Raw genomic sequence first — 23,615 nt, forward strand, 5'->3', positions numbered from 1 at the left:
CCGTGCCTCGACACCGGCGGCGTCCCAGGCCGGCTGGGCGCCGCTCGCCGCGGCAAGGGCCGCGTCAACGGCGTCGGCGTCCGCGTCGACAACCTCACCCACAACCGTCTCCGGTGCCGCCGGGTTGCGCACGGGACGACCCTCCCCGGGCAGCTCCTGGCCACCGACGAGGGGCGCGGAGCGGTGGGTCTGCGCCACCCCCGCCGCCATGGCATCGACAAGCGCCGCCACCGCCCCGGGGTCCGCCAGATCAATGCCCCGTGCATTGGCCCAGGGCAGCGCCTCCGCACGGTAAAGGTCCCGGGGAGCGGGAATGCGCGTATGGCGCCAGCCGGGCAGCTGTTCGGCCTCCACGAGCGGGTCCCGGAGCAGTTCCTCCGGCGGCACCCGCGCATCGAGGAAGCGGTTCACGAAGGAACTGTTCGCGCCGTTCTCGAGCAGCCGCCGCACCAGGTACGGCAGCAGGTCCCGATGATTGCCCACGGGCGCATAGACGCGCACAGGCAGTTCCGGGTCCTGATCCTGGAGCTCGTCGTACAGTAGCTGGCCCATACCGTGCAGGCGCTGGAACTCGAATTCCTTGTCACCCGCCAGGGCGCGCACCACCGCCGTCGTATGCGCGTTGTGGGTGGCAAACTGCGGGTAGATCGCATCGGGGGCGTCGAGAAGGCGCGCCGCGCACTGCTCATAAGCAAGGTCCGAATGGCACTTGCGGGTAAACACCGGGTAGTCCGCCAGACCCTGTTCCTGGGCGTGCTTGATCTCACTGTCCCAGTAAGCGCCCTTTACAAGACGCACGGGCAGCCGGTGCCCCGTTTCCCGGCCGAGGGCCACGAGCCAGTCGGCCACCGCCAGCGCACGCTTCTGGTAGCCCTGGAGCACAAAGCCGAGCCCGTCCCAGCTCGCGAGCGCCGGGTCCCGGGCCAGGGCCTCGAAGAGCGAGAGCGACAGCTCCAGGCGGTCGCATTCCTCCGCATCGATGGACAGGCCGATGCCGCCGGCTGCGGCCAGGAGGCAGAGCTCGCGAAACCGCGGCAGCAGCTCCTCCTTGACCCGCCCTTCCTGGCGGAATACATAGCGTGGGTGCAGCGCGGAGAGCTTCACCGAGATGCCGTTGGCGGCGACCACGGAGCGGCCGCGAGCGCCGGTGCTGATGGCACGGATCGCGTCTGCATAGGCATTGAAGTAGCGGCGGGCATCGGCCTCGGTGCGGGCGCCCTCGCCGAGCATATCAAAGGAGAAACGCGTGCCGCGGCGATTCTCCGTGACGCCGCGCTGCAGCGCTTCGCTGATGGTGCGCCCGAGCACATACTGACCGCCCATGATGCGCATCGCCTGGAGCACGGCCTGGCGGACCACGGGCTCACCGAGGTTGTTGACCAGCCGTCGCATCCAGGAACCCGTATCGCTCACCGCCTCTTCCTCAAGGCGCACCATGCGGCCGGTGAGCATGAGGCCCCAGACCGAGGCGTTGACGAAGCGTGAGGCCGACTTGCCCCGGTGCGAGCCCCAGTCTCCGGACTGGATCTTCTCGGCGATGAGCCGGTCCGCCGTTTCCTCGTCGGGGACGCGCAGGAGCGCCTCGGCCAGACACATGAGCGCAATCCCTTCCTTGTTGGAAAGACCGAACTCCTGCAGGAACGCGTCAAGGGTGCCGGCCTTTCGCCGCTGCCTGCGGCAGCGACGCACCAGGTCTACGGCCGCTTCCCGGGCCGCCTCGCGCGGCTCGCCGCCGAGGACCGGCGCGGCGACAAAAGCCTCGAGAAGGACTTCTTCCGGCGCATGGGTCGCGGCGCGGATGGCGTTGCGCAGCGGGTCGAGGGAATCACTCATGGTGCGGTCCTGTGCGATAAGTATCTTCGTCATTTTGCACAGTTAGCGCGATATGTGACGCCGTATTTCCGAAAATAGCAGGATAGAATGCTACTCTTACAGGCATAACGGAGTTTTATCTGGACGGCAGAAGCCAGGGACAGCAACCATGGGCAAGACGCGTCACCTCGATCGCATCGCCGGGCCCTTCTGTGCGAGCTGCAGCGCGAAGGCAGGCTCAGCAATGTCGCCCTCGCCCGCCGCGTGGGACTGAGTCCCACACCCTGCCTTGAGCGCGTGCGCCGCCTGGAGCGGGACGGTTTCATCACCGGCTACGTCGCGCTCGCGGACGCCGCCCTGCTCAACGCCAACACCGTAGCCTTTATCCAGGTGCTGCTGACCAACACCAGCACAGAGAATCTGCGCGCCTTCAACCGGGAAATGCGGGCCCTGGCCGAAGTGGAGAGCTGCCACATGGTCGCCGGGGGCTTCGACTACCTGATCAAGATCCGCTGCGCGGACATGCAGCACTACCAGCGCTTCCTCGGCGAGAAGCTCGCCGCTATCCCGCTCGTGGCGCAGACGCACACTTACGTGGTGATCGAAGAGGTCAAATCGGAGACGGCTATTCCCCTTGATAATGTTCCTCGCTAAGAGGCGCCCGTTTCCTTAACAGGGAACGTGATTTTTGAGGATAATTTTTGCTTACTTTCAGGACTGCGGGCAGCGTGAGGGAGTAAACTGGCATCATGGGAAGTGTCTTCCATCAGCTTTTCGCTTTGAAGGCCTTGCCCGGCGACCAGCGCGAGGAGCTGGACCGTGCCATTGCACGCGGTGTACTGCTTTTTTCCGGCCCCCTGTCGCTCCTCGTCTTCGTCTGGCTTTTACCAGGACTTGTCGAGGCCCGAGACTGGTTTCGGCTGGCGACCTACCTGCTGACCATCAGCGTCTACGGCACGCTTGTCCTCCTCAGAGGACGTATCACCGCACGCCGCAGGATGCTTGTGCTGGCGGTCACTTTTCTCGCCGTATCCTCAGCGCTGCAGTTGCACGCCGGGCCGCTGTCCCAGGCCAGCTCCATGGGGCCCGTTGCAATCATCCTTCTTGTCGTTTTCGGTCAGCTTCGCCTCGCCGTCGCCGCCGGCGCGTGGCTCGTCTCCCTGTCCCTGGCCATCGGTCTCGGCGGCTGGAACAACGCCGTGCTCGAACAGTCGGACCTGGCGATGCTGCTCAGCTCCTCCGCTTACTGGGGCTACCGCTCGGGGGCGATGATCTTTCTGCTGGGCAACCTGGTGATCATCGTGACCTGCCTGGTCAGCGCCTATGCGCGCGCCCTGCGCGACCTCGAGGCCGAAGAAGTTGTCCTGGAACAGCGGCTGCAGGCGCGCACGGAAGATCTCACCAGAACCCTGCAACAGGTCCGAGAAAGCGATGCGCGGGCGCGCCAGCTCGCCTATCAGGATGACCTCACGGGCCTCGCTAACCGGCATCGTATCGAGGAGCTGTACGCGCAGCGACGGGAACCGAACAGCACCCTGAGCGGCCCGCACACGCTCGCGCTGGTCAACCTGCGCAACTTCAACGCATTCAACGACAGCTTCGGCTTCGCCGAGGGCAATCTGCTGCTCCGCCAGGCAGGCGCCCGCCTGCTCGAGGCGGCGCGACCAAGCGAAGTTGTCGCTCGGCTGGCGGCCGATGAGTTCCTGGTGATCATGCCGTGGATCCACGACGCCGCGGATGTGCAGCAGCGCCTTGAGCAACTCGGCCGGGCCCTGGATGGCGAAAGCTATGTGGCCGGCCACCCGGTGCGCCTGCAGGCCGCCATTGGCGCCGCCCGGTGCCCGGACGACGGCGAGGATTTCACCGGGCTCTACCGGGCCGCGAAGCGCGCCTGGACACGCGCAAAAGCGCACGGCGGCACGACCACCGAACTTTTCAATGCCACCCTCGACGGCGTCGGCGAACAGCGGCTGGCCGATCTTCATGCGTTGCGCGATGCCATCGACGGCGGTGCCATAGCACTGCAGTTCCAGCCGATCCTCGACCTGCGCCACAACCGCATCGTCAGCGCAGAGGGTCTGCTGCGCTGGAGTGCGCCCGATACCGGCACCAGCCGCTCGCCGGGGCAGTTCCTGCCCCTGGCCGTGCAGGACGGCCGCATGCCCGAACTCAATGACCGCAACCTCCAGCAGGTTCTCGAACTGCTCGAAAGCTGGTCCGATCAGCCTGCACTTGGCGACATCGCGCTCAGCTTCAATCTTTCCGCCGCCGAACTCCTGGAACCCGCCAGCACGGAGGCGCTTATGGAGCGCGTCCGTCGTCAACCGGATGTCGCCAGCCGCCTGATCATCGAGCTGACGGAAAGCGACCTGGTGGCGGACCTCGATGCGCTGCAGGCGGTCATCGCCGAACTGCGCGCGCTGGGTCTGCGCATCGCCATTGACGACTTCGGCGTGGGCTATTCGAGCCTCGCCCGCCTTCACCGCCTGTCTGTGGACATCGTCAAGCTTGACGGCAGTTTCATAATCGACCTGGAAACTGACCCGCAGACGCAGGACCTGGTGCGCGCGGTGATCGATATTGCCCATCGCCTCGGAGCGCGTGTCACCGCCGAGTTCGTGCGCACGGCAGCGCAGGCAACGCTGTTGCGAGAAATGCACTGCGATTACGCCCAGGGAGAATATGTTGCCATGGCGCTGCCAACGGATGCGCTCGAGGAGGAAGTGCGCCGCTACAACAACAGCGGCGCCACGGCAGCCCGCAGGACCCCGGGTTGAACACCGGACTCATCCAGGCAGAGCTGCGCGGACGCATCTGCGACCGCATTATCCTCATGAGCGGGCCGATCATGCTCATTGTGGCGTCGCTGATCGCGACAGGACCGGTACTGGTGCCCGGGCGTCCCCTGGCAACCCTGTTCGCCGTGAGCGGCGCAGTCTGTCTCCTGCTGGGCGCTTTCCGCCACCGGCTGAGTACGACGCTGAAAGCGGTCGCTTTTGTAATGCTTGCGCTGCTGCTCTTTGTCAGCACTCAGCTGCTTTTCGGGCGCCAGGCGCCGCCGAGCACCATGGGGCTCGTCGTGGTGCTGTTTTCGATCGTTTTCTGCAGACCGGGCATCACTCTCGCTATCGTTGCCTTTCTCCTGGGCACGACCGGCTTTGTGCAGGGCACAGGCCTGACGCTAAGCCCCCTCGCCCAGCCCGAGTATGCGGCCACCATCAGAGGCAGCTGGACTTACAAGGTGATTCCCCTCGGCCTCGGAGTCGCCTATATGGCGGTCATCGGCGGCAGCCTGCTGGGCGCCTATCGAAGGGCACTGAGCCGCCTCGGTGCCAGCGAGGCAAGCCTCGAAGATGCACTGGCAGCGCGCACATCGGAACTGCAACAGGCGCTCAACGTCGCGCTGGAGCGCGAGCAGGAGATGAAGCGTATCGCCTACCGCGACGAGCTCACCGGCCTTCTCTCCCGCCATCGTATCGATCGCTTCTACGACGATCTCCCCGAGGATGAATCCCTCGCGGGCCTGCCCCACAACGTCGCCCTGGTGAACCTGCGCGACTTCAGCGACATCAACGACACCTACGGTTACGCCATCGGCAATATCGTGCTCACGGAGTTTGCCCAGCGCCTGCTCCAGGCCTGCGACCGGCGGGACCTCGTCGCCCGCCTGTCCGCCGACGAATTCCTCGTGGTACTGCGCTGGGCGCGGGCCCAGGGCAGCCTCGACGAGAAACTGGCTTATCTGCAGCAACAGCTCGATCGGGAAATCTACGTTGCCGGCCACGCCATCAGCCTGCGCTGCGCCATCGGCGTCGCAAGCTACCCGGAAGACGGCCGTGATCTGTCGGGCCTGTACCGTGCGGCCCGGCGAGCCTGGGCACGGGCACGCAGCCAGGGCAGCCACGCACTGGCTGTCTTCGATCCGGCCCGAGATGGGCGTGGCGAGCACCGGCTGGCGATGATTGAGGAACTGCGCGGCGCGCTCGTAGCCAATGCCATCCACCTGCAATTCCAGCCCATTGTCCGCCTCGACGACATGCGCGTAGTGGCCGCCGAGGGGCTGGCGCGCTGGCAGCCCGAAGACGGCGCCCTGCGCAGCCCCGCAGAGTTCCTGCCCCTGGTGGACGAGTCAGGACAAATGCAGGAGCTCAACCTGCGCAACCTGCGCCAGGTAACGGGACTCCTCGACAGCTGGCGAGCCGACCCGGACCTTGCAGCCATAGGGCTGAGCTTTAACCTAAGCGCCAGGGATCTGCTCGACGAAGCAATCGTCGAACAGCTGGATGCTCTCGGTCACGGGCGGGCAAACGCGCCGCTCGGGCTCACGATCGAAATCACCGAGAGCGACGTCGTGAGCGATATGGATGCGCTGCGCGATACCATCCGCCGTCTGCGACGCCGGGGACTGCGTTTTGCCATCGACGATTTCGGCGTCGGCTATTCGAGCCTTGCCAGGCTGCATCAGCTCGAGGTCGACGTGGTCAAGCTCGATGGTAGCTTTATCGCCGAGATTGAACAGCGGCAGGAGAGCCGGGATCTGGTGCGGGCGGTGATCGACATCGCGCATAAGCTGGGGGCCCTGGTTACCGCCGAATACGTGCAGACGGCCGGACAGGTCGCCCTCCTTCGCGACATGGGCTGTGATTTCGGCCAGGGAAGCTTCGTTGCCCAGGCCCTCCCGCAGGTGCGCTTCGAGCACCTCGTACGCCAGGGCCGAGCGCCCGATACACTGAAATACCAGTACTGCTAGCGCTTCCGCAGCCGGACCACCCGGCGCCGGGGTCCCGGAAGCACCCCGCGCTCGAACCAGGAAGTGCGGCGCAGCCATCGCTTGTTGCAGGGGCTCGCTTGAGGCTGCGCTGGCAGACCAGGACCGAAGCGCCCCGCGTCAGGTTTTCGCGCACCCAGGCCGCGGCTTCAGGCAAGCGGATAGCACCAGGCAGGCATAGATTGCATTTTGCAACTTATGGGCGAACTGTGGCATGCTCCCCTATCAGGGGGGGGCTTCCCGAATTAACTTCATGCCGCAAGCTGACCAGAAAGAACCGACGACCGCAGGGGAGCCGGCCTTCACGCTGTCTCGCCTGGCCGCCGGCGCCGGCGTTGCACTGCTCGCCGCTGCCCTCGGCAGCCTCGCAGCCATCAGGCTATCGCAGCATGACGGCGCGAACACCGCGGGATGGTTGCTGCCGGCAAATGCTTCGGCGCTGCTCCTGACGTTGTCGGTGGCGGCCCTGTTCGGTGCCGCCTGGTTGAATGCCCGCGCACGGCTGCTGACACTCCAGAGCACCCTGAAGACGACGCTTGCGGAGCGAACGGCCGCCCTCGAGGGCGCCCTCGCCGAGGGGGCCGAGCGGGAGCGGACGCTCAGCGAGCTGGCCTTCCGCGATGAGCTCACCGGCCTGTTCAGTCGCCAGCGGATTGAGCAACACTACCGTGAGCTGGCGCGCAGCGATGACCACCAGCAGCCCCACGGCCTTGTCGTCATCAATATCCGCGATTTTTCCGACGTGAACGACAGCTATGGCTTCGCTACCGGCGACCAGCTGCTGAAGCGGGTTGCCGGCCTGCTCCTGGGCTGCTGCACGCCGCGGGACATCGTGGCCCGCTTCGCCGCTGACGAGTTCGTGGTCCTTATGCAATGGGCCCTGAGTGAAGCAGATATCGCCGAGCGTCTGCGCCAATTCCGCCACGCGCTCAACGGGGAGGTCTTCCTTGCGGGCTATGCACTGACGCTGCGCACGGCCATTGGCGCAGCGCGCTTCCCGGATAACGGCAGTCACCTGGACGGGCTCTACCAGGCTGCACGCCGGGCCGCACGGCGCGCCGGTGAAAAGGGCGGCGAGGCCGCCCTGCTCTTTGACGACCGCCTCGACGGTGTCGGCGAGCACCGGCTGGAGAACATCGAGACGCTACGCCGGGCGATTGCCGACGGCTCCGTAAGCCTCCATTACCAGCCGATTGTTGAGCTGGCGACCATGCGTATCAGCGGCGCTGAGGGCCTGGCCCGCTGGCAGGTGGACGGCGATACGCTGTGGTCGCCGGCGCGTTTCCTCGGCCTGGCTGTTCATTCCGATCAGATCCACGCCCTCAATCAACGTAATCTCACCCAGGTTATCGAGCAGCTCGAAGGCTGGTCCAATGACCCGGTCTTTCGTACGCTATACCTCAGCTTCAACCTGAGCGCGCGGGACCTGCTGGAAAGCGACATGTACCAGCAGCTCCTTGCTTTCGCTCGAGCGCAACCGGCAACGGCACGGCACTTGACGGTTGAAATCATTGAGAGCGATGTGATTGACAGTCTCGAGCCCCTGGCCAGTGTTACCGCAGGCCTGCGGCGCGCCGGCATGCGCGTGGCGATCGATGATTTCGGCACCGGCCAGTCGAGCCTGGCACGCCTCCACGAGCTCAACGTCGACCTGGTCAAGCTCGATGGCAGCTTTATCGCCAACCTGGAAAACAACCCGAAAAACCGCAGCCTGGTCCACGCGGTAATCGACATCAGTCACAAACTGGACGCCCGCGTCATCGCCGAATATGTGGAAACCCCCGCTCAGGCCGCGCTTCTGCGCGATATGGGCTGTGACTACGCCCAGGGTAACTACTTCCACGGTGCGATGGCGAGCACGAGCTTCGAGGCTCTGGTGGCCCAGCTCGGCGGGCAGCCACCCAGATCCATGGCGGCCGTTCCCTGGCCGTCAAGAAGCCCGGGGCGCTGAACATGACACGCATCGCTGCGGGACCGTCAACGAACGACTAATACGGAGAGATCCGTATGACTCGCCAGCCAACCCGCATTGGAAGAAAACACGTATTCCCGCACTCCGGGAACATGGGAGGCGACTACCAGCAGGTCAACACCGAGCTCATGAAAGGCCTCAAAGAGCGTTCGGTCGAGCGCTACGGTGGGATCATCACAGACACGGGCATGCGCGGTGAAGCGCACACCGTGACGCCTGCTCAGCTCTGCGGCATAGGCCGCGAGCTTTTCACCGAAGGCATGGGGGTCGCGGGCCACTTCGCTCGGTGATGGCGAGGTGACCGCCACCAGTTCTATCGGTGCGGCAAAGGCTCGGGCCAGCACCGCAGCACTTTCGATGGCCTTTTCCAGCGTGTCCGTATGGGCAAGGTCCACGGGCACGCCGATGCGTGAGTACATGGTTCAGCCTCCCTCCACGGCAAGTTCTGCTTCTGCTTCCGACTCCGCCTCTGCCACTGCCAGAAGCAGCCGCTCTGCGCGCAGCCCCCGATAGAGGCTCACCATCATGAGCAGCATCACCAGAGAAAAGGGGAAGGCCGAGGCGAGGGCCAGCGCCTGCAGGGAATTCAGCCCGCCGCCGAGCATAAGCGCAACGCCCAGCAGGCCGAGGAAGATACACCAGAAAATGCGCTGACCGACGGGCGTCTCTATCTTGCCACCGGCTGTCATGGTGTCGACGATGAGCGAGCCCGAGTCCATGGAGGTGACGAAGAACACCAGCACCAGTAGCACGCCCAGAGCAGAGGTGAGCAGCGTGAGCGGAAACCGTTCAAGGAACACGAACAGCGACAGCTCCGGCTCGAACTCCCGCACAGTCTTTGCCACGCCCTGCCAGCCTTCAAGGAAATACTGGTTCATGGCAGTCTCCCCGAAAATCGTCATCCACAGGATGAAGATCGCCGATGGGGCGAGCAGTGCCGCTACGATGAATTCGCGCACCGTGCGTCCGCTTGAGATACGCGCGATGAACATGCCGACAAAAGGCGAGAAGGCGATCCACCAGGCCCAGTAAAAGGTCGTCCAGTTGTGCATGTAGTAGTCGTCTTCCCGCCCCACCCAGTTGCTCAGCTCGGGCAGGTAGCGCAGGTAGGCGCCGCTGTATTGGACAAGACCGGAGAGGATGTCCCAGGTCGGCCCCAGCGCCAGCACGAAGACACCCAGCACCGCAGCGGCGCCCATATTCAGCTCACTGAGCAGCTTGATCCCCCCATCCAGGCCCCGCAGCACCGAGCCGAGGGCCAGGAAGGTAATCAGGCTTATTACGGCCACCCGCAGCCAGTTCGCATTGGGTATGCCAAAGAGATAGGCAATGCCGCCGGCCGCCTGCTCGGCGCCGAAGCCCAGGGACGTGGCCAGGCCGAAGAGCGTCGCGAACACCGCCAGCACATCGACCACATGCCCCGGCCAACCCCAGATGCGCTCACCGAAGACCGGATAGAGCGCCGAGCGCATGACCAGCGGCAACCCCTTGTTGAAGCTGAAGAACGCCAGGGACAGGCCAACGAGGGAGTAAACGGCCCAGGGATGAAAGGCCCAGTGGTAGATGGTCGCGGCCATAGCCAGACCCCGGCGCTCCGCGCCGGTCACCCCGGTTGCAGAGAGCGGCGGTGTGAGCGCATGAGTCATCGGCTCGAGCACGCCGTAGAACATGATGCCGATGCCGATGCCCGCGGCAAACAGCATGGCGATCCAGCTTGCATAACCGTAGCGTGGGCGGGCATCAGGACCGCCGAGGCGCACTGCACCGAGGGGCGACAGGACCAGAAAAAGACAGAACAGCAGCACCAGGTTGGCCACGGCCATGAAGAACCAGTCGAGCTGCGTGGTAAGGGCGACGCGCCACTGACCGAAGACATCGGCGGCGAGGCCGGGAAGAGCAAGCGCAAACACCACGACGAGCACGATGGTGCTACCCGAGATAAGAAACACCGGGTTGTGCACATCAAGACCGAGGGTCTTGATGTTGTCCTCGCCAACACGATGTTCAGACGTATAGTCATCAAGCCCTTCGGCCCGGGCCAGCTCTGCGAGCTCATCAATGTGCGCGGCCTGCTTCTTGTTGGGCATGGGTAAAGGCCTTTCTGTTATGAGCGCTGTGCCGGCCGGGCTGCGGCGCGGGGACACGGACTGTTCCCCCTGCGGCGCCGGACCATGGGCCCATGCCGACGCGAATCGACCTTAACCAGCCCCGGCCGGAAGGTAAAGACCGCAAGGCATCACCCGCTTCAGGCCTACTTCATTTCTGCGGGCCCTGCGCCGCATTACGCCACCACCCGGGTAACGAATGAGAACCGGCGCACACTTCACCAAAAATACTCCCGGGACGCTGGCGCTGTCGCCAGCCTGCCCGCAAGCTTTGGGAGGGAAAGCACAAAACCACCAAGGAACACTAATGAAAAAAATCCATCATTACACCGCAGCGGTTGCCGCTGCCCTGGTGCTCGGGGCCGCCCCCGATCCAAGCAGCGCCGGAGAGCAGGAGCGCTATATTGTGACGCTCAAGGAGGGCACCAAGGGGGGGCCGTTTGCCGCGCGCATCGCGCAGGAAAGAGGCGGACGGGTCGGCTATGTCTACGAGAACGTGCTGAACGGTTTTTCCATCGAGATGCCGGCCGCGGCAATCAAAGCGCTCCGGCGGCACCCGCTCGTCGACAGCATCGAAGCGGATCTTGAGCAACAGGTGGTGTCCCAGGGCGTACCCACGGGTATCACCCGCAGCTTTGCAGAGACCAACGACAACCTGGCAATCGGAAGCGGCAACGATCGACGCGTCGATGTCGATGTGGCCGTGCTGGACACCGGGATCGACGTAGACCATCCCGACCTCAATGTCGTCGGCGGCGCCAACTGCCTGCAAACCACCGGGAAAGGCCCCGCCTGGAAGCAACAGACCTTCTGCGACGCCGCCATGAGCGGAGACGACGACGAATCCCACGGTACTCATGTGGCCGGCACCATTGCTGCGCTGGACAACGGCATCGGCGTGGTCGGCGTCGCGCCCGGCACGCGGCTCTGGGCCGTCAAAGTCCTGGACAGCAACGGCAGCGGCTATACCTCGGGCATCATCGCGGGGATCGACTGGGTGGTCGCCCAGGGCGATATCGAGGTCATGAACCTGAGCCTCGGCGGCTCCGGCGTCAGCACCGCTTACCAGACGGCCATCGACAATGCCGTTGCCAGCAACGTGGTGGTGGTCGTCGCCGCCGGCAACAGCGGTGCAGACAGCGCCAACTACTCCCCGGCCTTCGTGCCCAGCGCAATCACCGTCTCGGCCCTCGCCGATTACGACGGCCTCGAGGGCGGCCTTGGAAGCCCCACCTGCCGGAACGACATCGACGATACGCTCGCTGACTTCAGTAATTACGGCGCCCCGGTTGACCTCGCAGCACCCGGCGTCTGCATCCGCTCGACGTACCCGCTGGAGCGCGGCGCCTACGCGACCATCAGCGGCACCTCCATGGCGGCTCCCCATGTGGCCGGCGCAGCCGCGCTGCTCGCCTCCACCGGTATGAACGCCGCGGAGATCGACAGCTACCTGAAAGCTACCGGGAACTACAACTACGTCGATGATTCCGGCGACGGCATCAAGGAGCCGCTGCTGGATGTCAGCAGCTATACAGCCACCTTTGTCGGCGGCGAGCCGCCGGCCAAGCAACCGCCGGTCGCCGGTTTCAGCAGTGACTGCCCGGACCTTACCTGTACCTTTGACGGCCGCAGTTCCAGCGACAGCGACGGCAGTATCGAGCGTTACGACTGGGACTTCGGTGACGGCACTTCCGCGGGCGGCCTCACAGCGGGCCACAGCTTCGCGGCGGCAGGCGACTATACGGTCACGCTGACGGTCACAGACAACGACGGCCTGAGCGCCAGCGCCAGCAGAAACATCAGCGTCAGCAGCGCGCCGCCGCCAAACGAGGCGCCCGTAGCACGCATCCGCAGCACTTGCGCCGAGCTCGGCTGCAGCTTTGACAGCAGCGACTCCAGCGACAGCGACGGCACTGTGGTTGGCTACCGCTGGGACTTCGGTGACGGAACAACCGCATCCGGCGCCAGCACCAGCCATGACTACGCGGCGGGCGGCAGCTATTCCGTCACCTTGACGGTGACCGATGACGGCGGCGCAAGCGCCACCACCCGGACGACGGTGACCGTGACGGATCCGAACGAAGGCAACGATGCAACGCTGGTCAGCAGCACCGCCAATCTCGGCAAGCGCTGGCAGGCTGTCGTCAGCTGGAGCGATGGCTCACCGCTCAGCGGCAGCTTTGATAGCGGTCAAAGCTGCCGTGAGGCAAGCGCGTGCGCCGCTACGGTCCGGAAGAACGTGAAGGCCGTGCGCTTCAGCGCAGACAGCGGCGAGCAGATCACCGTCATCTGGTAGGCACGGTGCGCACGCCCCTGTGAAAAACGCCGGCCCTGCCGGCGTTTTTCTTTCCACCCCCGAGACGAAAGAGCCAGCACTGGCAGCGCTGGGCACCGTCACGCTTGCTTTGTATAGTGGCAGGCGCCAGGCCAGCGCAGGCAAAGGCATGAAGACCACACCCGGGGGTGGAAAGCTATGGCCGTTGAAATCGACCTGAAGAATTACGGCATCACGGAGGCCGTAAACCTCCTTCGCAATCCGTCCGGCAAACAGCTCTCGCTCAAAGCACGGTGCCAACAGGCCAGCGTGGGTGCCGACATCCCCGGTCGGCGGCACAAAACGTGAAAGCCCTCCTTAGAAGCCTCCCGTTCCTCCTTCTCGGCCTGTTGCTTCTCGGCCTCGTAGCCAGCGCCACCGGCTATGTCCTGCGGCAGCTGGACCTGCTGCCACCGGCGTCACTGAGCATCGCGGCCGGGGCCCCGGGCTCCGCCTACCATGACACCGCCCTGGCCTACCGCCGGGTGCTGGCCCGTGATGACATCACCCTGGAGATCATCGAGACTCATGGGTCCGGGGAGAACGCCGCCCTTCTCGAGGACGAAGACGGTGCAGACATCGCCCTGGTTCAGGGGGGGATCCCCCTGGAACCGGGCAGCAAAGGCCTGGCAGCCGTGCAGGTCGAGCCGCTCTGGATCTTTGCACAGGGTACGGTGCCGAACGATCCCAACCTCTGGGGCGCACGACAGCTAGCAGCGGGCAGTGAAGACAGCGGCACCCGCCTGGTCGCGGATCGCATCGCCGAGCTGGCGGGGGCGACGAACCTCGAATCCGATGCAACCCTTCCCCTCGGCGGCGCCGCTGCGGCGGACGCTCTCCTCGCAGGTGAGGTGGCCGTCGGCCTCTTCGTCGCGCCCGCCGACGCCAGCTACCTCAAGCCGCTGCTGGCCTCGGCGGAACTACAGTTGATGACCCTCGCGCACAGCGAGGCCCTCAGTCTGCAGCTTCCGGGCGCCCGCCTGCTGACCCTGCCCTCGGGCATCCTGGACTACGGGCACTCGCGACCACCACAGGACGTCGAATTGCTGGCCCTGGTTACGCGCCTGATCGCCCGGGAAGACCTGCACCCTGCCCTGGTGAACCGCCTCATCCACGCCGTGCTCGAGGTACACGGCAGCGAGGGCATCCTGCCGGCGGACCGGGACTATCCCGCCGCGACGGACCTCGCGGTGGCGGCCGACGGCTATGCCGCCAAGCTGCTCGCGGACGGCTTCAGTCCTCTGGAAGCCTACCTGCCCTACTGGATCGTCGCGCAGTTCAACCGCGTGCTCCTCGTCGTCCTGCCTGCACTGCTGCTGCTCCTGCCGTTGCTGCGGGTACTGCCGGCGCTCTACGGCGCGATCCTGAACCGCCGCGTCTACCGCCATTACACGCGGGTCCATGAAATCGATGCCGAGCTGATGGAGCACGGCGAGACCCTCGACGCGGCGAGGCTCCGGACCCTCCGCGCCGAGCTGGACGGGATCGAAAAGAAACTGCTGCGCGCCAACCTGCCCAACAGCTATCGCAAACAGGCCTATACGCTGCTGCATCATCTGGATTACGTACGCAGGCGGGGAGATGATTTGCTGCAGGCGAACCACGGCTGATTAAGCGGTGAGATCGTTGAGCCAGCAAAGGATGGGGGAAAGCGCTGGCGCCATGTAACCTCAAGGCGGCGAGGGACCAGGGGAGAACATTGATCGATGAGGCCTTGATCGAGCCACAGCCGCAAACCTTTTTAAGCCCCCATGGTGTAGGTGATGAATTTCTGTACGGAGCAGACCCTTTAAAAAAGGAGATAAAAATGACGGAAGAGTTGGAGCTTTTCAGAAACAATGTGCGGCGCTTCATCGCAGACGAGGTGGCTCCAGACTACGAGAATTGGGAACGGGCAGAGATATTTCCAAGAGAGCTCTGGCTTGCCCTGGGCAGACAGGGATTGCTGTGTGTGGATATGCCGGAAACTTATGGCGGAGCTGGCGCCGACTTTCTCTTTTCCATGATAATTCAGGAAGAGTTTGCTCGTGCGAATTTTGTATCCGTAGGCGGCCCCGTTAGTGTCCACTCTGATATTGTTGCTCACTATATTTTAAACTACGGCACCGAGGAGCAGAAACGCGAATACCTGCCCAGAATGATCACTGGAGAATGCGTCGGTGCCGTTGCCATGACCGAACCGGGCAGTGGCAGCGATCTGCAGGGAATACGCACCACTGCAAGGCGGGACGGCGATGACTTTCTGATCAATGGTTCAAAGACCTTCATCACCAATGGTCAGCACAGTGATCTGGTAATCGTAGTAGCCCGGACCGATCTGGACGTACCGGGCTCCCGGGGCACCACGCTGTTCATGGTTGACAGTTCCACGGCTGGCTTCCAGCGCGGTCGGAATCTGGAAAAAATCGGACTGCATGCCAGCGATACCTCAGAGCTGTTCTTCGACGATGTAAGAGTGCCAGCCAGTTGTATTCTTGGACAACTGGACCAGGGTTTCGCGGTTCTGATGGGCGAACTTCAGCGTGAGCGTCTGGCGCTTGCGGTAGTCGCCGTCGCGGCTGCGGAAGGAATACTGGACGAGACAATAGCCTACGTGAAGGAACGCAAGGCCTTCGGGGCGCCGCTTTCCGAATTGCAGAACACACGCTTCAAGCTTGCAGAGGCCGCCACCGATGCGCGGGTGCATCGATCCTTTGTGGAGGAATGCAAACGCCTGTTCATGGCAGGCGAATTGGATGTCACGACGGTCAGCATGGCAAAGGCCTCCACCACCGAAATGCAGTGCCGCGTGGCAGACACCTGCCTGCAACTACATGGAGGGTACGGCTATATGCGTGAATATGGTGTTTCCAGGGCCTATGTAGATGCTCGCGTACAGCGCATCTATGGCGGCACCAGTGAAATTATGCGGGAGTTGATAAGCCGCAGCCTGTTGTCGTAGCTCGTTGCCATAGCTGCCTGTGAACTTGCAGCCTCCAAGATCGGAATGAGCTTGGCACTGCTCCTGCTTTAATGAGCAATCAAACCTATTGAAGCGGTGGGTTGCGAGGTATCATCGAAAACGTTTTTGATTGCTTTGTCACAGAATAATACTGAAAGGACGAGCGAATGACAGAAACCTCAACTGCCACTACCTTGCTTGGCATGTTCTATGAGTGGGAAGAAAAAAGCCCGACGCAACCTATCTGAGACAACCAGTAAATCAGGTCTGGCGCGAGTATTCCTGGAGGCAGGTCGGGGACCAGGCTCGCCGTATTGCCGCAGCGCTGCAGGCAATGCAGTTGAGCCCCGGCGATAGAGTCTCAATCCTCTCCAGGAATTGTGCCCACTGGCTGATCGCAGATATAGGCATCATGATGGGTGGGTTTTCCAGTGCGCCTGTTTTTACCACCATGTCTCCCGACGATGTTCGCTATTGCCTGGATCACAGTGGTGTCAGAGCTATGTTTGTCGGTCAGGCAGATAACTGGAAGCTTGTGAGAAAAGACCTTCCGCCGGGGGTTAAAATAATAAGCCTGCCGGATGCGGATGTGCCGGATGCGCACCACAACTGGGATAGCTTGCTTAAAGAACACGAACCATTGGCAGGCAATCCAGACCGCGCGCCCGATGATGAAATTACAACAATCTTTACCTCGGGTTCCACGGGGAAGCCCAAAGGAGTCGTTTACAGTTTTGACGGCGCAAGACACATCGTCCGCAACATTGGGCAGACCTTCCGGCTGCATGAGGACGATAAGTTCATTTCCTACCTGCCATTGGCGCATGGCTTTGAGCGCGGCGCCGTGGGATTCATGAGTCTGGCCACGGGCTCATCCATAGGCTTTAACGAGAATCAAGACACTTTCGGAGCCGATATGCTGGAAGTGCGCCCGACATTCTTCCAGTGTGTTCCACGGCTGTGGAGCAAATTTCAGGAGAGCGTCCTGAAAAGCGTCGGAGGACAGGAATCCCTGAATTCACTGCTCTTGGAAGCAAAGTCTGCAGAGGCAACCAGGAAGCGTATACGTCAAAGCCTTGGCCTGGACCGGGCGCGTGTTCTGCTAACGGGGTCAGCGCCAACACCGCTTCCTCTGCACGTGTGGTTTGAGACGCTGGCTATGCCCTTGTGCGAGATCTACGGGCAAACAGAAGTGCTCTCCGGGACCTGTAATTTGCCCTGGGACCGCAAGCCGGGGACGCAGGGGAAGCCGATGGTCAATACTGAAGTCAGAATAGCAGAGGATGGCGAGATACTGATCAAGGCCAGGGCGGCGATGGAGAGGTATCTCCACGAACCCGAAAAAACCGTCGAGACAGTGGTCGACGGCTGGGTGCATACCGGCGACAAGGGCGAGTTGGATGGGGATGGTTTCCTGAAGCTGACCGGCAGAGTCAAAGAGATTTTCAAGACCACCAAGGGCAAGTATGTTGCCCCACTACCGATAGAAAGCCGCTTCTCCGCAAACCCCAACCTTGAGCAACTATGTCTTATCGGATCAGGGCTGTCTCAAACCGTCTTGCTGGTTCAGCTCTCTGCGCAGGGGAAGGCGGCCGAAGCTGAGGGCCTGGACCTTGAGCTCGCCGCGTTGACGACCGAGACGAACCGCACCCTGGAGAAACATGCCCGCATTGCGGCACTGATCATCTCCAAAGAAGATTGGTGCCCCGAGAATGGTCTGGTCACACATACACTGAAGATAAAACGCGCGGCTTTGGAAGGTCGCTACAGGGCCATGGCTGAAGCTGTGCTGGCTGATGAGGGCGTATCCACGAATGCACCTCGCGTGTTGCGGGAAAGTGGGCTTCAGGAACTTTGAGAACTACCGACTGAGAGTCTTAACCCACTGTGGATGGGCGGTGCGGCGTTCCGCTGGCATTATCAATCGGGTTTAGTGAGAACCGGTCATCCCCCGTTAATGGGGTAGAGCCTAATGGGGTAGAGCCGAGCCCGGAAGTGTCACCAATGCGCTCGGAATAAAGTGTCACCTATGTGCCCGGAAAGGACCGGTGTAGTACCTGAGACATAGCTTACAGAAAAACTCGGAGACATCGTTTACACATTTGGCATTTGGGGAGGGCTCCCGATGCCATGGAAGGAGTGTAAACCGATGGATGAGAAGATCAGATTCGTCGCCCGAGCGCTTGAGGGCGAACCCATGGCAAAGCTGTGCCGAGAGTTCGGCATCTCACGCCCAACAGGCTACAAACTGGTCAATCGATACCGCGAGGTCGGCATCGAAGGCCTCGAAGAACGATCTCGACGGCCCTATCGGCACGCCAATAAACTCCCCTACCAGGTCGAACGTACGATCGTCGGTATCCGCAAGAAGCATCCGACCTGGGGGGCAACAAAGGTCCGCGAGATACTGGTTCGGGAATATCCCGTCATCAAGCCGCCCGCTCCAAGCACGATCCACGCCGTCCTCGATCGAAACGGCCTCATCACGCGCCGCAAGCGACGACGCCACAAGGCCGCAGGCACACCGCTGAACCACGTCACCGAGCCAAATGACCTGTGGTGTGCCGACTACAAGGGCGAGTTCATGCTCGGCAACAAGCGTTACTGTTATCCGCTGACCATCACGGACTACCACTCTCGCTATCTCCTGGCCTGCGAGGGCCTCGACTCCACAAAGGCCCCACTGGCGCTACCGGTGTTCGAACGCGTCTTCAAGGAGTTCGGACTACCAGCAGCGATACGCACCGACAATGGCGTACCTTTCGCCTCGCCCAATGCGCTTTTTGGCCTCAGCCGACTGGCCATCTACTGGCTACGCCTGGGCATCCGCATCGAGCGCATCAAGCCCGGCTGTCCACAGCAGAACGGGCGCCACGAACGCATGCACCTGACGCTCAAGAAGGAGGCCACGAAGCCCGCCAGCTTCAATCTGATTCAGCAGCAGGAACGCTTTGAAGCCTTTGCCGAGGTTTACAACAATCAGCGGCCTCACCAGGCCCTCGGCATGCGCTTTCCCGGCGAGCTCTATACACCCTCGACCAGGCCCTTCTCACCGCCGGAGGAGCCCGACTACCCATTCCACGACAGGGCTGTCAGAGTCACGCAGTGCGGCAGAATCTGCATAGGCAAACGCAAGATCAATCTGAGTACCGTATTCGCCGGCCAAACCGTTGGCATACGCGAAGTCGACGACAAGATTTGGCTCGTCAGCTTCCTCGACTATGACTTAGGATACTTCGACGAGAAGGAAGGTCGGGTTGAGCCAGGGCCCAACCCTTTTAACCCGGAACTGTAAACGATGTCTCCGGGTTGATCTGTAAAGGATGTCTCCGGTACAGACCGCCGAAAAATGGTCGGGACGGCAGGATTTGAACCTGCGACCACCACACCCCCAGTGTGGTGCGCTACCAGACTGCGCTACGCCCCGACGGCTCGCCTTTGCGGCGAGACGCGCATTATACGCGACCGGGCCCGCGACACAACGGCCCGCGGGTCGGGAAGCTAGCGACCGGCGGGCTTCAACAGCTCGAGGACTTCCTCGAGGTCGCGGATCGATTCCTGGACCACGGCCTTGAGCTCCGCCGGTCGGATGCCCTTGTCACCGTCGTCGTCCATGCGCTGGCGGGCGCCACCGATGGTGTAGCCTTCCTCGTAGAGGAGCGAGCGGATCTGGCGGATCGTCAGCACGTCTTCGCGCTGATAGTAGCGGCGGTTGCCGCGACGCTTCACGGGCTTGAGCTGGGGAAACTCCTGCTCCCAGTAGCGCAGCACGTGAGGCTTTACGGCACAGAGTTCGCTGACCTCACCGATCGTGAAGTAGCGCTTCCCCGGGATCGCCGGCAGTTCGTTATTGTGGCTCGGTTCCAGCATACGCTTCCACCCTGGCCTTGAGCTTCTGCCCCGGCCTGAAGGTTACGACCCGGCGGGCGGAGATGGGAATCTCCTCGCCGGTCTTCGGGTTGCGGCCGGGCCGTTGGCTCTTGTCGCGCAGGTCGAAGTTACCGAAACCGGAAAGCTTCACCTGCTCATTGTTCTCAAGGCACGCGCGAATCTCCTCGAAAAACAGCTCGACGATTTCCTTTGCTTCGCGCTTGTTCAGACCCAGTTCCTCGAACAAGCGCTCGGCCATTTCCGATTTGGTCAGCGCAGTCATTATGCCTGTCGCTCAGCCCCGCAACGCCGCGTTATGGTTTTTTACCAGTGAATCAATGACTTGCTTCACAGCTTCGGTCACCTCCTCATCATCAAGAGTGCGCGATTGATCCCGGAAAGTCAAACCCAGCGCAAGACTTTTCCTTTTAGGATCAATGCCTTTCCCGGCATACACATCAAACAGGGTTAACTCCTTGAAGTAAGGGCCTGCTGTAGCACGAACATCGGCCATGATGGCCGCGGCCGTTACCTCGCGATCCACAATGACAGCAAGGTCGCGACGGATCTCCGGGAAGCGAGACACAGGCGCAAAGGCCGGCAAGCGCGCGTCGAGGAGCGCCGCAAGGTCGAGCTCGGCCACGTAGAGCGGCCGGTCAAGGTCCAGGGCGGCGAGGGTCTCCGGGTGCAGCGCACCGAGGTAGCCGACCAGCGCAGCGCCACGGTGAATGGCCGCCGTCTGTCCCGGGTGCAGCCCCGCGCGTTCGGCCGCAGCAAAGGTGAACTCGCCCTCGCACCCGGTCACGGCGAAGAGGCTCTCGAGATCTCCTTTCAGGTCGTAGAAATCCGCCGCGTCGCGGCTGCAGGCCCAGCCCTCGGGCTGCCGGCGGCCGCCGAGGAGCACAGCCAGGGTCGGCCGCTGGTCCAGGGAGCCGTCGTCTCCGGGGAGGAAACGCAGCCCCGTCTCGAAGAGCCGCGGCCTCGGTTGCTGTCGGTTCAGGTTACGCTGCGCCGTAGCCACCAGCCCGGGGATGAGACTCGTGCGCATCACCGCCATGTCGCTGGAGATAGGGTTGCGCAGGGCCACCGGCGCCAGCGCCGGGTCGAAGAGCGCCTGCTGCGTCCGGTCCACGAAGCTGTAGGTGATCGCCTCGCGGTAGCCGCGGGCGGCGAGATGGCGACGCACGCGGCGTTGCGACAGCTGCGTCTCCGGGCGCCGGGGCATGGCGAGTTCCGCACGGATGCGCGTAGCCGGTAGCCGATGATAGCCATGAACCCGGCCGAGCTCTTCAAGGAGGTCTGCCTCAATGGCGATATCGAAGCGCCAGGGCGGCACACCGCAGCGCCAGCCGTTATCGACGGCCTCGACGTTCAGGCCGAGGCCGCGCAGAATCCTCTCTACCGCGCCGTCGTCGATGGCCACGCCGAGCACACGCTCGATGCGGGCAGCGCGCAGCAGCACGGGCTCACGCTGCGGCAGAGCGTTTTCTTCTACCGCCTCGACTACCGGACCGGGCGCTCCGCCGACGATGGCCGTGAGCAACGCCGTGGCCCGCTCTATCGCGGGGCGCTGCAGCGTGAAGTCCACGCCGCGCTCGAAACGGTGCGAAGAATCCGTATGCAGCCCGAAGCTGCGGGCCTGGCCGGCGAGGTGTTCCGGGGCGAAGAAGGCGGACTCGAGGAAGATATCGGTGGTCTCAGGACCCACACCGCTGCCCTCGCCGCCCATGATGCCGGCCAGCGCCAGCGCACGACGCTCATCGGCGATGACCAGATTGCTGTCGCCGAGGGTGATCGTGTTGCCGTTGAGGAGCTCCAGGGTCTCGCCGGCCCTCGCCGTGCGCACCTCGATGCCGCCGGCCAGTACGCCGAGATCAAAGGCATGCATGGGCTGACCCAGCTCCAGGAGGAGGTAGTTGGTGATATCGACGACCGGATCGATGCTGCAGATACCGCCGCGGCGCAACCTCTCCTGCAGCCAGAGGGGGCTCGGGCGGGACAGGTCCACGCCGCGGATGACCCGGCCGACATAGCGCGGGCAGCGTGCCGGCGCCGCCAGGGAGACCGGGAAGGTGTCTTCGATGGTGGCGGCCACCGGCTCAAGGAGCGGCTCGCAGACAGCGATGCCGTTGAGCGCCCCGACTTCCCGGGCCACGCCGCGCATGCCAAGGCAGTCGGCGCGGTTCGGCGTGAGATCCACCTCGATGACCACGTCGTCGAGGCCGAGGGTCTCGCGCAGATCCTGGCCGACGATCGCCTCCGGCGGCAACTCCATGAGGCCTTCGTTGGCTTCAGAGAGGCCGAGCTCGGCCTCGGCGCAGAGCATGCCCTGGCTCTCGACGCCGCGCAGCTTCGCGCGCTTGATACGGAAGTCGCCGGGCAGTTCGGCGTCCACGGTGGCAAGCGGCGCCTTGAGGCCCACGCGGGCATTGGGCGCGCCGCAGACGATCTGCAGTAATTCCTCGCCACCGGCCTTCACCTGGCAGACGCGTAGCTTGTCGGCGTCCGGGTGCTGCTCGGCACTGACGATCTCGCCGACCACCACGCCCTCGAAGGCGCCGGCCACAGGGCTTATGGCGTCCACTTCAAGACCCGCCATGGTGAGCTGCTCGGCGAGGCCCGCGCTGTCGAGCGCCGGGTCAACCCATTCGCGGAGCCATTGTTCACTGATCTTCACGGTTACTGTCTCCCGGCTGGCCTAGAACTGCGCGAGGAAGCGCTGGTCGTTATCGAAGAAGAGTCGCAGGTCACCCACGCCGTAGCGCAGCATGGCCAGGCGCTCCACGCCCATGCCGAAGGCGAAGCCCGCGTAGCGATCCGGGTCGATGCCCGACAGCTCGAAGACCCGCGGGTGCACCATGCCGCAGCCCATGATCTCTAGCCACCCGGTGTGGCTGCACACGCGGCAGCCCTCGCCCCCGCAGTGCACGCACTGCATGTCGACCTCGGCGCCGGGCTCCACGAAGGGGAAATAGGACGGGCGGAAGCGCACCGCGAGGGACTGTTCAAAGAAGGACTGCAGGAAGTCTTCGATGAGGCCCTTGAGATCCGCCAGGGTGGAGTGCTCGTCCACCAGCAGACCCTCAACCTGGTGGAACATGGGCGTATGGGTGAGGTCCGAGTCGCAGCGGTAGACGCGCCCCGGGCAGATGATGCGGAAGGGCGGCTCGCGACTCTCCATAACCCGTACCTGCACCGGGGAGGTGTGCGTGCGCAGCACCGTGCCCTCGTCCACAAAGAAGGTGTCGTGCTCGGCCCGGGCCGGGTGGTTCGGCGGGAAGTTCAAGGCCTCGAAATTGTGGTAGTCGTCCTCGATCTCCGGGCCCTCGGCGATCTCGAAGCCCACGGCACTGAAAAAGTCCTCCATGCGCTCGATGGTCCGGGTGACCGGGTGCAGGCTCCCGGTGCCCTCGCCCCGGCCCGGCAGCGTCACGTCAATGGCTTCGCCGGCCAGCCGCTCGGCGACGGCGGCGGTATCGAGGGCAGCCTTGCGCCCGGCAATGAGACCCTGGAGGCTCTCCTTCACTTCGTTGATTCGCGCGCCGGCGGCCGGGCGCTCCTCGGCCGAGAGCTTGCCGAGCCCTTTCAGGAGCGCGGTCACACGCCCCTTCTTGCCGAGGTAGTCGACCCGAAGCTGTTCCAGGGCCGCGCCGTCGCCGGCGGCCTCGATGGCGGCGCGGGCCTCGCCGGCCAGCTCTTCCAGGTTGTCCATGTCAGTCCCCTACGATCCGCGGCGGAAAGGCCGCCGGCAATAGAAAAGGCTTATCGCCTGTTGCGGGGCGAGGGCAGGATACTTCTCTCAGTCGCTCCACGATATTCGCTTTGTGAGAGAA

17 protein-coding genes and 1 tRNA gene are annotated in these 23,615 nt (G+C 63.5%); 10 read left to right on the top strand and 8 right to left on the bottom strand.

Going from position 1 to position 23,615, the window contains the following annotated elements:
• Positions 1-1,833 (bottom strand): bifunctional proline dehydrogenase/L-glutamate gamma-semialdehyde dehydrogenase PutA (putA, locus tag HRUBRA_RS08520; RefSeq protein ID WP_035516391.1); only part of this gene is annotated, 1,833 nt, incomplete at its 3' end.
• Positions 1,834-2,031: 198 nt separating this feature from the next.
• On the opposite strand from putA, the gene HRUBRA_RS08525 reads away from it, so the two are divergent.
• The 4 genes from HRUBRA_RS08525 (at position 2,032) to HRUBRA_RS08540 (ending at position 8,531) form a co-directional block, all read left to right on the top strand.
• Positions 2,032-2,466 carry an Lrp/AsnC ligand binding domain-containing protein gene (locus HRUBRA_RS08525; RefSeq protein WP_456107048.1) on the top strand — a complete coding sequence of 145 codons (435 nt, stop codon included), beginning with the start codon at positions 2,032-2,034 and terminating at the stop codon, positions 2,464-2,466.
• 95 nt (positions 2,467-2,561) lie between these two features.
• On the top strand, positions 2,562-4,589 hold the full coding sequence (locus HRUBRA_RS08530; RefSeq protein WP_035516311.1) for a putative bifunctional diguanylate cyclase/phosphodiesterase: 2,028 nt from the start codon (positions 2,562-2,564) through the stop codon (positions 4,587-4,589).
• Entirely contained in the window at positions 4,586-6,562 is a 1,977-nt protein-coding gene (locus HRUBRA_RS08535; protein WP_035516312.1) for a putative bifunctional diguanylate cyclase/phosphodiesterase, read from the top strand. Before HRUBRA_RS08530 ends, HRUBRA_RS08535 begins: the two co-directional genes overlap by 4 nt.
• 271 nt (positions 6,563-6,833) lie before the next feature.
• A complete protein-coding gene (locus HRUBRA_RS08540; RefSeq protein ID WP_035516314.1) occupies positions 6,834-8,531 on the top strand; it encodes a putative bifunctional diguanylate cyclase/phosphodiesterase in 1,698 nt (565 codons plus the stop codon).
• 26 nt (positions 8,532-8,557) lie between these two features.
• On the opposite strand, the gene HRUBRA_RS08545 is transcribed toward HRUBRA_RS08540, so the two are convergent.
• Together HRUBRA_RS08545 and HRUBRA_RS08550 are read right to left on the bottom strand one after the other, a co-directional pair.
• On the bottom strand, positions 8,558-8,971 hold the full coding sequence (locus HRUBRA_RS08545) for a universal stress protein (protein WP_035516316.1): 414 nt from the start codon (positions 8,969-8,971) through the stop codon (positions 8,558-8,560).
• Positions 8,972-8,974: 3 nt separating this feature from the next.
• Positions 8,975-10,639, bottom strand: a complete 1,665-nt coding sequence (locus HRUBRA_RS08550; RefSeq protein WP_084592553.1) for a BCCT family transporter — start codon at positions 10,637-10,639, stop codon at positions 8,975-8,977.
• 325 nt (positions 10,640-10,964) lie between these two features.
• Here HRUBRA_RS08550 and HRUBRA_RS08555 point away from each other — a divergent pair, with 325 nt between their 5' ends.
• From HRUBRA_RS08555 to HRUBRA_RS08575, 6 genes are all read left to right on the top strand, one after another.
• Positions 10,965-12,953 carry a S8 family serine peptidase gene (locus tag HRUBRA_RS08555; protein ID WP_052094557.1) on the top strand — a complete coding sequence of 663 codons (1,989 nt, stop codon included), beginning with the start codon at positions 10,965-10,967 and terminating at the stop codon, positions 12,951-12,953.
• Between the two features lie 177 nt (positions 12,954-13,130).
• Complete coding sequence (locus HRUBRA_RS15290) at positions 13,131-13,280, top strand: hypothetical protein (RefSeq protein ID WP_154664298.1); 150 nt, start codon at positions 13,131-13,133, stop codon at positions 13,278-13,280.
• Positions 13,277-14,581: a TAXI family TRAP transporter solute-binding subunit gene (locus HRUBRA_RS08560; RefSeq protein WP_035516318.1), complete on the top strand. Its 1,305-nt coding sequence runs from the start codon at positions 13,277-13,279 to the stop codon at positions 14,579-14,581. Before HRUBRA_RS15290 ends, HRUBRA_RS08560 begins: the two co-directional genes overlap by 4 nt.
• 197 nt (positions 14,582-14,778) lie before the next feature.
• A complete protein-coding gene (locus HRUBRA_RS08565; protein WP_035516319.1) occupies positions 14,779-15,912 on the top strand; it encodes an acyl-CoA dehydrogenase family protein in 1,134 nt (377 codons plus the stop codon).
• A gap of 214 nt (positions 15,913-16,126) precedes the next feature.
• Positions 16,127-17,770 carry an AMP-binding protein gene (locus HRUBRA_RS08570; RefSeq protein WP_084592554.1) on the top strand — a complete coding sequence of 548 codons (1,644 nt, stop codon included), beginning with the start codon at positions 16,127-16,129 and terminating at the stop codon, positions 17,768-17,770.
• Positions 17,771-18,061: 291 nt separating this feature from the next.
• A complete protein-coding gene (locus tag HRUBRA_RS08575; RefSeq protein ID WP_236629824.1) occupies positions 18,062-19,207 on the top strand; it encodes an IS481 family transposase in 1,146 nt (381 codons plus the stop codon).
• A 55-nt stretch (positions 19,208-19,262) separates the two neighbouring features.
• Here HRUBRA_RS08575 and HRUBRA_RS08580 read toward each other — a convergent pair.
• The 5 genes from HRUBRA_RS08580 to pheS form a co-directional block, all read right to left on the bottom strand.
• A tRNA-Pro gene (locus tag HRUBRA_RS08580) sits at positions 19,263-19,339 on the bottom strand.
• Positions 19,340-19,413: 74 nt separating this feature from the next.
• A complete protein-coding gene (locus HRUBRA_RS08585; protein ID WP_035516322.1) occupies positions 19,414-19,782 on the bottom strand; it encodes a MerR family transcriptional regulator in 369 nt (122 codons plus the stop codon).
• Positions 19,760-20,065 (bottom strand): integration host factor subunit alpha, encoded by a 306-nt coding sequence (gene ihfA, locus HRUBRA_RS08590; RefSeq protein WP_035516323.1) that lies wholly within the window; start codon positions 20,063-20,065, stop codon positions 19,760-19,762. Before ihfA ends, HRUBRA_RS08585 begins: the two co-directional genes overlap by 23 nt.
• Before the next feature lie 12 nt (positions 20,066-20,077).
• Entirely contained in the window at positions 20,078-22,459 is a 2,382-nt protein-coding gene (gene pheT / locus HRUBRA_RS08595; RefSeq protein WP_035516325.1) for a phenylalanine--tRNA ligase subunit beta, read from the bottom strand.
• A 21-nt stretch (positions 22,460-22,480) separates the two neighbouring features.
• Positions 22,481-23,494: a phenylalanine--tRNA ligase subunit alpha gene (gene pheS, locus HRUBRA_RS08600; protein WP_035516327.1), complete on the bottom strand. Its 1,014-nt coding sequence runs from the start codon at positions 23,492-23,494 to the stop codon at positions 22,481-22,483.
• Positions 23,495-23,615: the final 121 nt, after the last annotated feature.

Origin of the sequence: Pseudohaliea rubra DSM 19751 (assembly GCF_000764025.1) — a bacterium.
GTDB classification, from domain to species: Bacteria; Pseudomonadota; Gammaproteobacteria; order Pseudomonadales; family Halieaceae; genus Pseudohaliea; species Pseudohaliea rubra.

Excerpts from the sequence above, each read along its gene's own strand:
- HRUBRA_RS08575 (WP_236629824.1), top strand. The coding sequence starts at position 18,062 with ATGGATGAGAAGATCAGATTCGTCGCCCGAGCGCTTGAGGGCGAACCC.
- HRUBRA_RS15290 (WP_154664298.1), top strand. The coding sequence starts at position 13,131 with ATGGCCGTTGAAATCGACCTGAAGAATTACGGCATCACGGAGGCCGTA.
- ihfA (WP_035516323.1), bottom strand. The coding sequence starts at position 20,065 with ATGACTGCGCTGACCAAATCGGAAATGGCCGAGCGCTTGTTCGAGGAA.
- HRUBRA_RS08545 (WP_035516316.1), bottom strand. The coding sequence starts at position 8,971 with ATGTACTCACGCATCGGCGTGCCCGTGGACCTTGCCCATACGGACACG.
- HRUBRA_RS08565 (WP_035516319.1), top strand. The coding sequence starts at position 14,779 with ATGACGGAAGAGTTGGAGCTTTTCAGAAACAATGTGCGGCGCTTCATC.
- HRUBRA_RS08585 (WP_035516322.1), bottom strand. The coding sequence starts at position 19,782 with ATGCTGGAACCGAGCCACAATAACGAACTGCCGGCGATCCCGGGGAAG.
- HRUBRA_RS08555 (WP_052094557.1), top strand. The coding sequence starts at position 10,965 with ATGAAAAAAATCCATCATTACACCGCAGCGGTTGCCGCTGCCCTGGTG.
- HRUBRA_RS08540 (WP_035516314.1), top strand. The coding sequence starts at position 6,834 with ATGCCGCAAGCTGACCAGAAAGAACCGACGACCGCAGGGGAGCCGGCC.
- pheS (WP_035516327.1), bottom strand. The coding sequence starts at position 23,494 with ATGGACAACCTGGAAGAGCTGGCCGGCGAGGCCCGCGCCGCCATCGAG.
- HRUBRA_RS08550 (WP_084592553.1), bottom strand. The coding sequence starts at position 10,639 with ATGCCCAACAAGAAGCAGGCCGCGCACATTGATGAGCTCGCAGAGCTG.
- HRUBRA_RS08530 (WP_035516311.1), top strand. The coding sequence starts at position 2,562 with ATGGGAAGTGTCTTCCATCAGCTTTTCGCTTTGAAGGCCTTGCCCGGC.